Annotated in this window: 7 protein-coding genes; 6 read left to right on the forward strand and 1 reads right to left on the reverse strand. The window is 67.1% G+C overall.

Annotated elements, in window-relative coordinates:
• The first annotated feature begins 56 nt into the window (after positions 1-56).
• The 3 genes from AC1DDH_RS06455 to AC1DDH_RS06465 all read left to right on the forward strand — a co-directional run bounded on the left by AC1DDH_RS06455 (position 57) and on the right by AC1DDH_RS06465 (position 8,148).
• Entirely contained in the window at positions 57-5,435 is a 5,379-nt protein-coding gene (locus AC1DDH_RS06455) for a peroxidase family protein (protein ID WP_476855953.1), read from the forward strand.
• Positions 5,436-5,552: 117 nt separating this feature from the next.
• On the forward strand, positions 5,553-7,262 hold the full coding sequence (locus tag AC1DDH_RS06460) for a multicopper oxidase family protein (RefSeq protein ID WP_476858624.1): 1,710 nt from the start codon (positions 5,553-5,555) through the stop codon (positions 7,260-7,262).
• Between the two features lies 1 nt (position 7,263).
• Positions 7,264-8,148 (forward strand): hypothetical protein, encoded by an 885-nt coding sequence (locus AC1DDH_RS06465; protein ID WP_476955080.1) that lies wholly within the window; start codon positions 7,264-7,266, stop codon positions 8,146-8,148.
• Between the two features lie 43 nt (positions 8,149-8,191).
• On the opposite strand, the gene AC1DDH_RS06470 is transcribed toward AC1DDH_RS06465, so the two are convergent.
• The gene (locus AC1DDH_RS06470; RefSeq protein WP_476955081.1) at positions 8,192-9,931 is read right to left on the reverse strand and encodes a long-chain-fatty-acid--CoA ligase; all 1,740 of its coding nucleotides are present in this window, start codon (positions 9,929-9,931) and stop codon (positions 8,192-8,194) included.
• A 339-nt stretch (positions 9,932-10,270) separates the two neighbouring features.
• On the opposite strand from AC1DDH_RS06470, the gene AC1DDH_RS06475 reads away from it, so the two are divergent.
• From AC1DDH_RS06475 to AC1DDH_RS06485, 3 genes are read left to right on the forward strand one after another with little or no spacing between them, the layout of a single operon-like run.
• Positions 10,271-11,653 carry an MBL fold metallo-hydrolase gene (locus AC1DDH_RS06475; RefSeq protein WP_476955082.1) on the forward strand — a complete coding sequence of 461 codons (1,383 nt, stop codon included), beginning with the start codon at positions 10,271-10,273 and terminating at the stop codon, positions 11,651-11,653.
• A complete protein-coding gene (locus tag AC1DDH_RS06480; RefSeq protein ID WP_476955083.1) occupies positions 11,650-12,966 on the forward strand; it encodes an erythromycin esterase family protein in 1,317 nt (438 codons plus the stop codon). Before AC1DDH_RS06475 ends, AC1DDH_RS06480 begins: the two co-directional genes overlap by 4 nt.
• 33 nt (positions 12,967-12,999) lie before the next feature.
• A complete protein-coding gene (locus AC1DDH_RS06485; protein ID WP_476872576.1) occupies positions 13,000-13,869 on the forward strand; it encodes a universal stress protein in 870 nt (289 codons plus the stop codon).
• The last annotated feature ends 83 nt before the right edge of the window (positions 13,870-13,952 follow it).

Genomic DNA, 13,952 nt, shown 5'->3' on the forward strand with positions numbered 1-13,952 from the left:
AAGGCCAAAGACGTGCCTTTAGCCGGCCGACCCGCGCAGTAGCGGCAGGGACAGCGATGACCTTGCTCAGTTTTGTTGGACTCACCACAACGGCGCTTGGCGCCAGCGCCGCGCCGGCACCCGTCGGCGCAGGCTTCACCGTCACCGCGGCCGACCTGGCCTATATCCTCAAGCAAATCAAGATCGCCGAGGCGCACGTCGCGAATACGACGTCGGCGACCGGCCCTTGCGGGGCGCTGGTCGGGCCGGGCCCCAACCAGATCCCGGACGCCCTCACCTCCTACGGCCTCCGTACGGTTGACGGCTCCTGCAACAACCTGATCAAGGGCCGCGAAACGTATGGGGCCGCCGATCAGCTATTCCCGCGTCACGCGACGCCGTCGTTTAACACCGCCGACGCCGTCCCCGCAGGGTTCGGCCCTGCCGGCACGTCCTCCTACGCACAGAAGTCGGGCAATGTGTTCGACGCCCAGCCCCGCCAGATCAGCAATCTGATCGTGGACCAGACCTCCACCAATCCAGCCGCCGTGGCTGCTGCCGGGTTCCCGGTCCGGACCCAGGGCAACCCCGGTCTGTTCCCGTGCACCACTGATCCTGACCCCTTGGCGACTCCGCCGGTCGAGGCTGTGCCGGCCGGCTGCGTCCCCACGGGTGACACGCTGTTCATCCCCAACGTCACCACCGACGTCGGCCTCTCCCCGCCGTACAACTCCCTGTTCACCCTGTTCGGTCAATTCTTCGACCACGGCGTGGACCAGACGGTCAAGGGCGGCGGAACGGTGTTCGTGCCGCTCAAGGCCGACGACCCGCTGATTACCGTAGGCCCTGATGGCAAGGCCGGTACCGGTGACGAAGTGGCCCCCAACAGCCCGAACGCGTTCATGGTCCTCACCCGGGCCCAGAACCAGCCCGGCAACGACGGCATCCTCGGCACCGCGGATGACGTCCAGGAAGCCGCCAACACGGACTCGCCCTACGTGGACCAGTCCCAGACCTACACGTCCCACCCCTCGCACCAGGTGTTCCTGCGGGAGTACATCAACAACGCCGCCGGCAGGCCGGTTTCAACCGGCAAGCTCCTGGGCGGTCCTGCCGGCCCCACCGCCGGCGGCATGGCCACGTGGGCGGACGTCAAGTCGCAAGCAGCGATCTTCCTTGGCCTCAAGCTCGAGGACAAGGACGTCACCAACATCCCGATGATCGCAGCTGACCCGTACGGCAAGTTCATCCCCGGCCCCGCCCGGGGCCTGCCGCAGTACGTCACGCTGACCGGACTCGTTGAGGGCAACACGGCAAATCCTGTCCCGGTGCCGGCAAACGTGCGGTACTTCGACACCCCGTTCCTGACCGACATCGCGCACAACGCCGACCCGTCGCCGCAGGACGCGGACCACAACCCTGCCACGCCGCCCGTCGCGCCCACCCCGGACAGCGACAACACGGCCTCGGCAGATTTTGCGAACCAGCCCGCCGGGACTTACGACGACGAAATGCTCAACGCGCACTTCTGTGCCGGTGACGGCCGCGTCAACGAAAACATCGGACTGACCACCATCCACCAGGTGTTCCACTCCGAGCATGACCGGCTCGTCGCGGACATCGAGAACACCCTGACCAACGACACTTCGGCCAAGGGCGTCGCCGCACTGGCGGAGTGGAAGCTGGCTGCCGGTGCCAACGGCTGGAACGGCGAACGCCTGTTCCAGGCGGCACGGTTCGTCACGGAAATGGAATACCAGCACCTGGTGTTCGAGGAGTTCGGCCGCAAGGTCCAACCCGCGATCCAGCCCTTCCACGTCTACCACACGGACCTCAACGCGGCCGTGAGGGCGGAGTTCGCCCACGCGGTCTACCGCTTCGGCCACTCTATGCTGACGGAGACGATCTCGCGCACCAACGCGGACGGCACCGACAACTCCATTTCCCTGCTCCATGGCTTCCTGAACCCGCCCGAGTACACCAACGGCGGATCGGCGGGGTCCCTGACCTCGGAAGAGGCCGCAGGCAGCATCGTCATGGGCATGAGCGACCAGGTCGGCAACGAACTCGACGAGTTCGTGACGGGCACGCTGCGCAACAACCTGCTGGGTCTTCCCCTGGACCTGGCGACGATCAACATGACCCGTGCACGTTCCGAAGGCGTCCCGCCGCTCAATGAGCTGCGGCGCCAGATCAACGACGCCACGGGCGACGCTCAATTGGCTCCGTATACGAGCTGGGCCGACTTCGGGCAGAACCTCAAGCACCCGGAATCGCTGGTCAACTTTGTTGCCGCCTACGGCACCTACCCGACCATCACCAGCGAAACCACGCTGGCGGGCAAGCGGGCAGCGGCCAAGGCAATCGTCGATCCGGGCACCCTGGCGACTCCTCCCACGGCTGACATGAGCGACTTCATGAACAGTGCCGGACCGTGGGCCACTCAGGAGACCGGCCTGAACCGGGTCGACCTCTGGGTTGGCGGCCTGGCGGAGAAGACCAACCTCTTCGGCGGACTCTTGGGCAGCACGTTCAACTACGTGTTCGAGAACCAGATGACCGACCTGCAGAACGGTGACCGCCTGTACTACCTGGCGCGCACGCCGGGCATGAACCTGCGGTCGCAGCTGGAGAGCAACTCCTTCGCGGAGATGATCATGCGCAACACCAATGCGCACTCGCTCAAGGCGGATGCTTTCGGAACCGCCGACTGCAAGTTCCAGCTGGGCAACCTGGCCGGTACACCGGCCGGCTACACGGCCTCGGGGGCCACGGTCGCCGACGACCCGACCAGCGAGTGCAAGGAGAACCTGCTGCTCCTGCGCAAGCCGGACGGCACCATCCAGTACATGGAGAAGAACACGGTCGATCCGAGCGGCATCAACGGCCAATCGGTGTACAACGGCACCGCCAACGCTGACCGGGTCACCGGCGGCAACGACAACGACACGTTCCTCGGCAACGAAGGCGACGACGTCATTGAAGGCAACGGCGGCGACGACATCGCACTCGGCGGCGACGGCAACGACAGGATCACCGATCTGTCCGGGGCCGACGTCCTCAAGGGCGGTCCGGGTAACGACTACCTCAACTCCGGTATCGGAGACGACATCAACATGGGCGGCGACGGCCAGGACTTCACCAACGGCGGCGCCAACGACAACGAAACGTTTGCCGGCGAAGGAAACGACTTCGTGCAGTCCGGTGACGGTGCCGATGCGACGTTCGGTGACGGCGGCGATGACTGGATCCAAGGCGGTTCCGGCCAGGACCTGCTGATCGGCGATCACGGTGCTCCGTTCTTCGACGACCCGGCCCAGACGAAGCCCGGAAACGACATCTTCGTTGGACAGGTTGGCGAGAACGACTACGACGCCGAGGGTGGCGACGACATCATGACGTCCAACGCGGCCATCGACCGCTACGCCGGTGCTGCCGGCTTCGACTGGGCCACGCACCAGTACGACACCGTAGCAGCCGACGACGACATGAAGATCAACAACAACCTCGTTGGTGTTCCGCTGCCCGTCGTGGTCAACCGCGACCGGTGGCAGGAAGTGGAAGCCAACTCCGGTTCCAAGTTCGACGACGTCATCCGTGGCGACGACGCAGTGCCCAGCACCGTAGGTGGTGCAGGCTTCAGTGGCTGCGACGTCCTCGACCAGACGGGCATCAACCGGATCGCCGGCCTGCAGGCTATCCTGCCGGCACCGACCACCCCGCTTGCGCCGGTCGAGGCACTCTCACCGATGGGCGTCTGCCCGCTGACCGGTCCGGTCTGGGGCGACGGTAACATCCTTGTCGGCGGCCTCGGCAGCGACAAGCTCGAGGGCAGGGGCGGCAACGACGTCATCGACGGCGACCGGTACCTGAAGATCCGCATCAGCGTGCGGGACAACGCGGGCGCAGAGATCGGCACCACCGACCTCATGGAGCGCCCGTACCAGGCAGGTAACCCGCAGACCCTGGCGGCCGCAGTAGCGGCCGGCGTCGTCAACCCGGGGAACCTGGTGGCTGTCCGCGAACTCGTCACCCCCACCGCCCTCGAAACCGCGGGCAACCGGGACGTCGCGATCTTCTCCGGACCGCGGGCCAACTACACCATCACCACGACAGGCGGCACCGGCACCATCGGTTCGGCTGGCTCAACCACCACGGTGGTGGACAACGTTGGAGTCGATGGCACGGATACGATCCGCAACATCGAGTTCCTGCAGTTCTCCGACACCGTACTGCCAGGCGCTCCGGTCATCGGCACGGCAACCGCCGGCCCCGGGCAGGCAACGGTTCGCTGGACGGCCCCGACGGTCGGGCCTGCCGACGCCTTTTCCGTGAAGGTGCTCGACGTGACGACTAACCCGGCCGGCGTCCAGGTCGGTGCCCTGCGCACCGCTCCGGCAGGCGCCACCAGCCTGGTGGTAACCGGCCTGACCAACGGATCCCAGTACCGGTTCCAGGTGCTGGCCAGCAACGCCCTCGGTGACAGCCCGTTCTCGGCACTCTCCAACACGGTGAGCCCGACGACGGCAACCGTACCGGGAGCGCCCACCATCGGGACGACCACGGCAGGGAATGCCTCGGTGACCGTGAGGTGGACCGCTCCGACGAACACCGGCGGATCGCCCATCACCGGCTACTCGGTGCGGGCCTTCGCCGGAACTGCCCTGATCAAGACGCAGGCAGTCACCGGAAACGTCGGAAGCGTCCTCGTGACGGGCCTGACCAACGGGACGGCGTACACGTTCGACGTCGCCGCAGTCAACGCAGTGGGTACGGGCGGATTCTCAGCCCGCACCGCAGCGGTGACACCACGTACCGAATTCGTGGCTCCCACCCTGACCGCGCGGTCCCCTGCACCGGGGGCATTGTCGGTCAGCCAGGGCGCCAACGTGACGGCAACGTTTAGCGAAGCGGTGACGGGGGTGACGGGAACGAACTTCCAACTGCGGCAGGGCACCACGGCGATCGCCGCCGTCGTCTCCTACAATTCGCTGACCCGCGTCGCGACGCTCAACCCGGTGGCAACGCTGCCGGCAGACCGCCTCTACACCGTGACTGTCTCCGGCGTCCGTGACCTTGCGGGCAACACGATGGCGACGAGCACGTGGACGTTCACGTCGGGACCTCTTCCGGTCATCACCTCCACGACCCCCGCTTCGGGAGCCATAGGGGTGCTGCGGAACAGCAACACGACGGTGACGTTCAGTGAGCCCATCACCGGATTCGCCGCTGCCGGCAGCGTCCGGATCGTGCGGGCCTCCACCGGGGCCGACATCGCGGTCGCGGTGACGTACAACGCCACAACCAGGGTGCTGACAATCAACCCCAGTGCGACGCTTCTCGCCAGCACGCAGTACAGGGTCATCATCACCGGTGGCACCACCCGGATCCGCGATCTGGCAGGCAACCCGTTGCCCAGCCGTTCGTGGACATTCACCACGGGAACAGCACTGTAACAGCAGTCTGAGAACGCCGGCTGGCGGGGCCGCTACGGTCCGCCAGCCGGCTTCCTCACTTGTTGGAAAGCCACTTTCCGACACGGTATACAGCACTATTGCCCACTTGGAGGGGCCATGACTACACGACGAGAAATTTTCAAACTGGGCGCTGTCGGCGCCCTCGGCCTTGCCGGTTTCAAAGGCGGCGACGACGACATCCCGACGACGGGCACCACCGCGCCGGCCGCGACGCCGGTCACTGCCAGTCTTCTTGCACCGCAGAACATGCCTGTTCCCTATGCGGGAGTATTCCGCCGCCCGCCGGAACTGGTCCCCTTTCAGACGGGCTTCGACGGCGGCGACCCGGCCCGTCCTTTCGCCCGGTACGCCCTTACCCAGAAGCTCGGCCAGGCCCACTTCCTGCCCGGACTGAACACCACCGTCGCGGGCTACAACGGCATCTTCCCCGGCCCAACCATCCGGGCCACCCAGGGCACCCGGATCGAGGTGCGGATCCGCAACGCGCTGCCCGCCGCTGGGCTGGTTCAGCCGGCCCGCTTTGATACCGTCACCCACCTGCACGGCTCAGCGTCGCTGCCGCAGTACGACGGCTACGCCAACGACATCACCGTCCCGGGAAACGTCAAGAACTACCGGTACCCCAACTTTCAGACGGCTCGGACCCTCTGGTACCACGACCATAAGCACCACATCACCGCCCAGAACGTGTATTCGGGGCTCGCGGCCTTCTATCCACTGTCCGACAAGTTTGAGCGTGCCCAACTGCCGCAGGGCGAATTCGACGTACCACTCATGATCTCAGACGCCATGTTCAACGCCGACGGATCCCTCGCCTACAACGACAACGACGTCAAGGGCCTCTGGGGCGACATCATCATGGTCAACGGCGTGCCGTGGCCCACCATGAAGGTCAAGCCCCGGATCTACCGCTTCCGGGTACTCGACGCCTCGATTTCACGGTCCTACCGGCCCACGTTGTCCACCGGAGACCCCATCTACGTGGTGGGCACCGACGCCGGCATGACGCCCAAAGTGGAGGCCGTGAAATCGTGGCGGCAGGGCACCGCGGAACGCTATGAGGTGCTGATCGATTTCCGGAAATACCGGACCGGCCAGTTGATCGAGCTGCGGAACCTCAGTAACAAGAACAACATCGACTTCGCGAACACCAACAAAATCATGCGCTTCCAGGTAGTGGCCGACTCCGGGTCCGGGGCCGGCTCCATTTCCAGCATCCCGGCCACCCTGGACGACGGCGGCTCCGTCAACGCCTCCAAGGGGGGCATCCCCACCATGAGCCTCACCCCGGCGATGGCCAAGGCGAAGCGCGAGCTGAGATTCTTCCGGGACCACGGCGAGTGGACCGTCAACGGCGTCACGTGGGCCGACGTGGAGAAGTCCGGGTTCACCAAGCTGTTCGGCAACCCCCAGCCCTTCGACGTCGAGCAATGGACCATCATCAACGCGTCCGGGGGATGGTTCCATCCGGTACACATCCACCTCATTGACGCCAAGATCATCGCGAGAAACACCAACGGCGGCCTGCCGTTTGCCTGGGAAAAGGGCCCCAAGGATGTCTTCTACGCCGGCGAGAACGAGTCCATCACCGCCCTCATGCAGTTCGACACAGGTACCGGCGGGGGCGGGCGTTACATGATCCACTGCCACAACCTGGTCCATGAGGACCACGACATGATGGTGCAGTTCTCCGTGGGCGACCTCCGCACCAACGACCCCATCACTTCCGACCCGCCGACCCTGGACACCACTGCTCTGGACGCGTTCCCGCCGGTGTACCGGCCCGGACTGCCGGCGGGGACCTGAGATGGCCCGCGTTGGGACGCTGGGCGCGGCGGCCCTGCTTGTACTGGCGCTGAGCGCCTGCACAGGCGGACCGCCGGCCCCGGCCCAGCCCTCGCCGACGGCAGCGCCGACCGCCGGAGCCGTGCAGAGCGCCGCGCCCGTGTCCCTGGAGACTGGGACCGACGTCGGCAACGGCCGCCCGGCCGTGAGCCACGACGGGCTGATGGTTCGACGCCGCGCCGTCATTGCCATCCACCCCGCCGCGGGCGGAAAGCCAGGCGCGCCGCGCGCACGGCTCGAGCAGACCGCGGCTGCCGGCGGCATCCTCCTTTCCGACATCCCCCCGGACGTGCTCGAACCAGCGATCCTGGAGCACCTCGCGCCGGAACTGATCCTGGCGCTTCCACCCGGAAGCACCAGCGACGACGCCGAGAGACTGGCGGAGCGCGCCTTCGGCCCGGAGGGCAGCTACCCCGGAGTGGAGCATGTCCACGTCGCCTCAGTCCTGGTCCACGACCTCCAGTTCAGCGTCGCTGCCGCCGATCCGGCAGTCCTGGCCGCTTCCATCGCCAGGGAAGGCATTCTCTCGGACGCGCTCGGGAACTACGGCACGTCGGTGGATGGCGGAGCCCTGACGGTCACGTACACGGGACCACTGCTCAGCGACTCGCTGGTGGAATCCGTGCGGAACGGCATGGCCCGCGGCGCCGGGGTCCAGCCAGCGGACGTGACGCTGGCTCCCCGTTCAACCACGGGGGAGGGAGTGGACATGTCCCGCGAACCGGAACCGGCGGAGCCTGAACCGTCCGCGGGGGACAGCGGGACGCACTCGCATGAGGAAGGCGGCGATGATTCGGGCAGCGGCACAACCGCGACGACCCCGGGCCCCGACGATTCAGGACACTGAGGAGTCCGGACACTGAGCGCACCAGTGGCCGGCCGGAGGTAAGCTACCGGCCGGCCACGAGTGTGTCCCGGATCTCGCGGCGCAGGACCTTGCCGATCAGCGAACGCGGCAGCTCATCCACCACGGCAACGCGGCGCGGCACCTTGTAGGCGGCCAGGTTCTCCCGGCCAAACGCCAGCAGCGCCTCCGGGTCCAGGCCGGAGCCCGCGGACGGGACGACGGCGGCAACCACGTCTTCGCCGCCGCCCGGGCGGGGCAGTCCCACCACGCACACGTCCCGGACACCGGGGTACCCGGAGAGGACATCTTCAACTTCCGTGGGGGAGACGTTGAAGCCCCCCGTGATGATCAGTTCCTTGATCCGGTCCCGGACGGTCACGAAATCATCCTTATCTACCGAGACGATGTCACCGGTCCGGAACCAGCCGCCCTCCAGCAGCGCCTCCTCGGTCTCCTTCGGCCGGTTCCAGTAGCCGGCAAAGACCTGCGGGCCGCGGACCAGGAGCTCGCCCTCCTCTCCCGGGGCGCGGTCCAGGAGGACGTTCCGCGGGTCCACGACACGAATGTCCGTCAGGGGAAACGGGACCCCCACGGTTCCCGGTTTCCGGCTGGGACCGAAGGGGTTGCCCAAGGCGATGGGCGAGGTTTCCGTCAGCCCGTAGCCCTCGATCAGGTAGCCCCCGGTCGCATTCTCCCACGTGTCCACCGTCGCCGTCGGCAGGTTCATCGCCCCCGAGATGGAAAAGCGGATGCTGTCCAGCGCGATACCGCGCTCGGCGGCTGCGGCGGCGATGCGGTCGTAGATCGGCGGCACCGCCGGCAGGAATGTGGCAGGCGACTTCCTGTGTGCCTTCAGCACGAGGTCGACGTCGAACTTAGGGAAGAGCACCAGCCTCGCGCCGATGCTCAGGGCAAACGTCATGCACAGCGTCAGGCCGTAGGCGTGGAACATCGGCAGCACCGCGTACACGGTTTCCCGGCCGTCCTTGAGCCCCGGCACCCAGGCGCGGCCCTGCGCGGCATTGGCCTGCAGGTTGGCATGGGTAAGCATGGCGCCTTTGGGCCGGCCCGTGGTGCCGCTCGTGTATTGGATGACAGCCAGGTCAGTGGCGGCCGGGCGCGGATGCTTTTTCTTCAGGTCGCCTGCGCCAAGGAGGTCTTTCCACGCCAGCACGGTCCGGCGCGCCGGCTGCGCCACGGTCCGGCGCGTGTGCTTGCCGGCGGTCAAGGCGGCGCGGGCGGCGCGGGCCGCCGGCACGGGGAGCCGCAGCGCGACCCGTTGCAGCAGCGGCATCGCCGGAATCAGCTCAACGGAGACGATGCTCTGCAGCCCGACGTCGGCCGGCAGTTGGCGGACCTTGTCCACGGCCTTGTCCCAGACAACGGCGACGGTGGCGCCATGGTCCTCGAACTGGTGGCGCAGCTCACGGTCCGTATATAAGGGGTTGTGTTCGACGACCACGGCGCCCAGGCGCAGTGCCGCGTGGAAAGCGATGATGTGTTGCGGGCAGTTCGGCAGGACCAGCGCCACCCGGTCACCGGCCCGGACGCCGAGCTTCCTCAGGCCCGCGGCCGCCCTGTTGATGGCGGTGCCGAGGTCCCGGTAGCTGGTACGCGCTCCGAAGAATTCCAGTGCGGTCTTCTTCCCGTAGCGCCGGACCGACGAGTCCATCAGGTCAACGAGGGACCCTTCCGGGAGCTTGAGGCTGGCGGGAACCCCGGGGCTGTAGTGGCGGGTCCAGGGGCGGTCGGGACGCCTGGGCCCTGCGGATTTGGTGCTCATGGTGTGTCCTTGCGACTGGGCTGCGCTGTGCTGGGCGGTGCCGGGCTGCCGGCCTCGGGCCCGGCCGGGCCCATCAAGAAATCCTACCGGGGGCGGCCCGCCTGGACGCGTGCCGCGGAGGCCCCGGCGGCGGCCGACGCCGGCCCGGAGGTGACTTTTGGCCCTTGGCACCCGGCAGGCCCGGGCGGAAGCTGGGGCGTACACCGCGAGCCGCGGGTCCGCGCACTTCTCTGGGGTCGTTCAGGACACAGGTTCGCGCTGGTCACAGGTTTGCGCAGGTCACAGGTTCGCGCGCAATTAACGCACAATTTACGCAAGAAGAAGGTCCACGGGGGCGCCATGAAGCAGCAGCAGCCGAGCCTGAACTTCCTTGGTGCCACCGACACCGTGACCGGTTCACGCTACCTGATCGACGCCGGCGGCGGGCGCGTGCTGGTGGACTGCGGACTCTTCCAGGGCTATAAGCGCAGCCGCGAGCGCAACCGGGCGCCCTTTCCGGTGCCGCCGCGGTCCATCGACGCCGTGGTGCTGACCCACGCGCACCTGGACCACACCGGATATGTCCCTGCTCTGGTCAGGGGCGGGTTCGGCGGCCCCGTGTACGCCACGGCCGGCACCACAGACCTATGCAAACTCATCCTGCCGGACAGCGGCCACCTGCAGGAGGAGGAGGCCCGGTATGCCTCACAGCGGGGGTCATCCGCGCATGATCCCGCCCTGCCCCTCTACACGGCTGCGGACGCCGTCGCGTCCCTCAACAGATTCAAAATCGTCGGGTTTGATGTGCCCCTTGACCTTGGCGGTGGCATGGAGTTGACGTTCGTGCCGGCCGGGCACATCCTGGGGGCCGCCCAGGTGCACGTCCGGGTTGGCTCCCAGTCGGTGCACTTCACCGGGGACCTGGGCCGGGCCGATGACCCGTTCATGTATCCGCCCCGCCCGCTCGGCGAAACCGGCATCCTGGTGACCGAATCAACCTACGGCAACCGGAAACACTCCACTGAGGATCCGGAGAAGCTGCTGGGAGAGATCATCAACCGCGTCGCGAAACGCGGAGGGGTCATCATGTTTGCCGCGTTCGCCGTCGGCCGGGCCGAAACGCTGATGCTGTACCTGTCCCGGCTCCTGCGCAAGGGCGCGATTCCTCGCATCCCGGTCTACCTCAACAGCCCCATGGCCATCGACGCCTCCGAAATGTACCAGCGCCACCCCGAAGAACACCGGCTCAAGCGGGAGGAATACGTGGACATGTACAAACTGGCCAAACTCACCCGCACCGTGGACGAATCCAAGTTGCTGAACCTGCGCGGCGGCCCCATGATCATCATCTCGGCCAGCGGCATGCTGACGGGCGGACGGATCCTGCACCACGTCGCGGCGTACGGCCCCGACCCGAAAAACGCCATCATCCTCAGCGGCTACCAGGCCAGCGGCACGCGGGGGGCCACCCTTGCTGCCGGTGAACGCGAGTTGCGCATCTACGGGGAAGACGTCAAGGTGCGGGCCGAGGTTATCCAGATGGAAAGCCTGTCCGCGCACGCCGACGGCGACGCCATCATCGCGTGGATGAGGGCGTCAGAAGTTGCGCCCCGGATGACCTACATCACGCACGGTGACCCGGACGCGTCCGACGCCCTGCGTATCAGGATCAAACGCGAACTCGGCTGGCGGGCCAGGGTGCCCGAATACCTGGAGACGATCGACATCGAGGATCCGCGATGAACCCCGAGGCCGTCACCCGGACCACCGTGTTGAAGGAGGTCCACGATCTCGCCCGGCCGCTGAAAACCGATCGGGACCTCAACGGCCTCGTGCGGCGCGCGGCCGACTGCCGTTTTGTCGCCATCGGCGAGGCCTCCCACGGCACCCACGAGTTCTACACCTGGCGCGACACCCTCAGCAGGCGGCTCATCGCGGAGGAAGGCTACAACTGGATTGGGGTGGAAGGGGACTGGCCCGACTGCCGGCGGATCAACCGATGGGTCCGCGGCCAGGAGGGGAAGGACCAGGGCGTCCACGCGCTGCTGGCCGGCTTCGAACGCTGGCCAACCTGGATGTGGGCCAACGAGGAAGTCGCGGCGTTCCTGGACTGGCTGCGCAGCTGGAACCTGGCCAGGCCGCTGGACAAACGTGTCGGCTTCTACGGGCTGGATGTCTACTCGCTCTGGGATTCGCTGCGCGAAATCATCGGCTGGCTACAGGCGAACGTTCCCGACGCCGTCCCCGCGGCGGAGCGCGCCTGGCAGTGCTTCCTGCCCCACCACGAGGACCCGCACCAGTATGCCTGGAGCACGCGGCTGGTGCCGCAGTCCTGCGAGCCCGACGTCGTGGCCCTCCTGACCGAGGTCAGGAACCGGGCCTTCAGCCCCGGCCGGCAGGAGGAGGACGCCTTCGACGCCGTCCAGAACGCTGAAGTCGCGGCCAACGCTGAGCACTACTACCGCATCATGGTCCGCGGCGACAGGCAGTCCTGGAACGTCCGCGACCACCATATGGCCGACACCATCGACCGGGTCAGCAGGCACCTCGGGCCGACGTCGAAGGGACTGATCTGGGAACACAACACACACATCGGCGATGCCCGGGCCACCGACATGGCGCAGGACGGCCTGGTCAACGTCGGGCAGCTGCTGCGCGAACGCCACGCGGGCGAAGGCGTGCTGCTGGTCGGCTTCGCATCCCACCGCGGCTCCGTGCTCGCCTCCGACGGGTGGGGCCGCCCCGAACGCATCCTGACGGTGCCGGAAGCGCGCCCGGGCAGCCACGAAGACTTCCTGCATCAGGCCCTGGGGGTGCCCTCAGTGCTGGTGTTCGGCGACGACAGGACCGGGCCGTGGCTTTCGACATGGCTCGGACACCGGGCGATCGGCGTCGTCTACCACCCGGAAAGGGACGCCGGAAACTATGTTCCGACCCGGATGGGGGAGCGCTACGACGCCCTCATCTGGCTGGAACACACCGCAGCGCTGCGTCCGGTGCACCATGAAGGCCCGCCCCGCGAACCGGAGTTCGAGACCGAGCCCACCGGATTCTAGGCCGGTGTGCATTCCAGGAAAGCAGGAATCAGCATGAGCAAAGCAATCATCGTCGGCATCAACGGGTCCGCAGGCAGCAGCGCCGCCCTGGCCTGGGCCCTTGACCGGGCCGCCCGGGACAAGCTCCCGGTCACGGTCGTCCACGCGGTGGACGACCGCTGGATGTCACCGGATTTTCAGTACCACGAGATCATCCGGGAATCGGGGATGGACCTGCTTCGGGACGCTGAGACGGCCGCCCGTGAACAGGCCCCGGACGTCACTGTCGACATCCAGCTCCGTCATGGCAGCGGCGGCTCGGTGCTCCGGGAAGTCTCCAAGGAGGCAGCCATGATCGTGGTTGGCGGCCATGACAAACATTGGATGGGCGGCGGTCCCATGACGGACCGGGCCCTGCAGGTTGTCTCGGCCTCGGAATGCCCGGTAGCCGTCGTGCCGGCGAAACCGGCCACCGGGGTCAAGGGCGTCGTGGTCGGCGTGGACGGCTCCGAGGAGTCGCTGCAGGCCGTCGCCTTCGCGGCCGCCGAAGCTGATCGGGGTGGAGACGAGCTCACCGTGGTCCTCGCGTTCAAGAGCCCCGCCCGGTGGGTCGAGAAGCAGCTGCCGACCAGTGGTCTCGCCGAGAGCATCGTCGAAGAGGACCGGATTGTTCTCGCCGAGTCGGTCGCCGGGCTCGGCGACAAATACCCCGACCTGGTGGTCCATCAGCGCCTTGAGACGAACACCGAACCGGCGAAGGCCCTCGTGGATATCGCCGCCGACGCCAGGGAGTTGGTGATTGGAAGTCGCGGACGTGGCGGGTTCTCCCGGACCGTGCTCGGCTCCACCGCGCACGCTGTACTCCTGAACGTGCCGTGCCCCACCATCGTGACGAAGGTGCATAAGGTCAAGCACGGCGACTGACCGCCCGGCAAGCAACCCGTGCCGGCAAGGTCCCGGAACGGGCCGGAGAGCCCCCTTTTGGCGGGGGCTTTCCGGCGCCGCCA

Source organism: Arthrobacter sp. 10T425 (assembly GCF_056393985.1).

Excerpts from the sequence above, each read along its gene's own strand:
- AC1DDH_RS06480 (WP_476955083.1), top strand. The coding sequence starts at position 11,650 with ATGAACCCCGAGGCCGTCACCCGGACCACCGTGTTGAAGGAGGTCCAC.
- AC1DDH_RS06475 (WP_476955082.1), top strand. The coding sequence starts at position 10,271 with ATGAAGCAGCAGCAGCCGAGCCTGAACTTCCTTGGTGCCACCGACACC.
- AC1DDH_RS06470 (WP_476955081.1), bottom strand. The coding sequence starts at position 9,931 with ATGAGCACCAAATCCGCAGGGCCCAGGCGTCCCGACCGCCCCTGGACC.
- AC1DDH_RS06485 (WP_476872576.1), top strand. The coding sequence starts at position 13,000 with ATGAGCAAAGCAATCATCGTCGGCATCAACGGGTCCGCAGGCAGCAGC.
- AC1DDH_RS06465 (WP_476955080.1), top strand. The coding sequence starts at position 7,264 with ATGGCCCGCGTTGGGACGCTGGGCGCGGCGGCCCTGCTTGTACTGGCG.
- AC1DDH_RS06455 (WP_476855953.1), top strand. The coding sequence starts at position 57 with ATGACCTTGCTCAGTTTTGTTGGACTCACCACAACGGCGCTTGGCGCC.
- AC1DDH_RS06460 (WP_476858624.1), top strand. The coding sequence starts at position 5,553 with ATGACTACACGACGAGAAATTTTCAAACTGGGCGCTGTCGGCGCCCTC.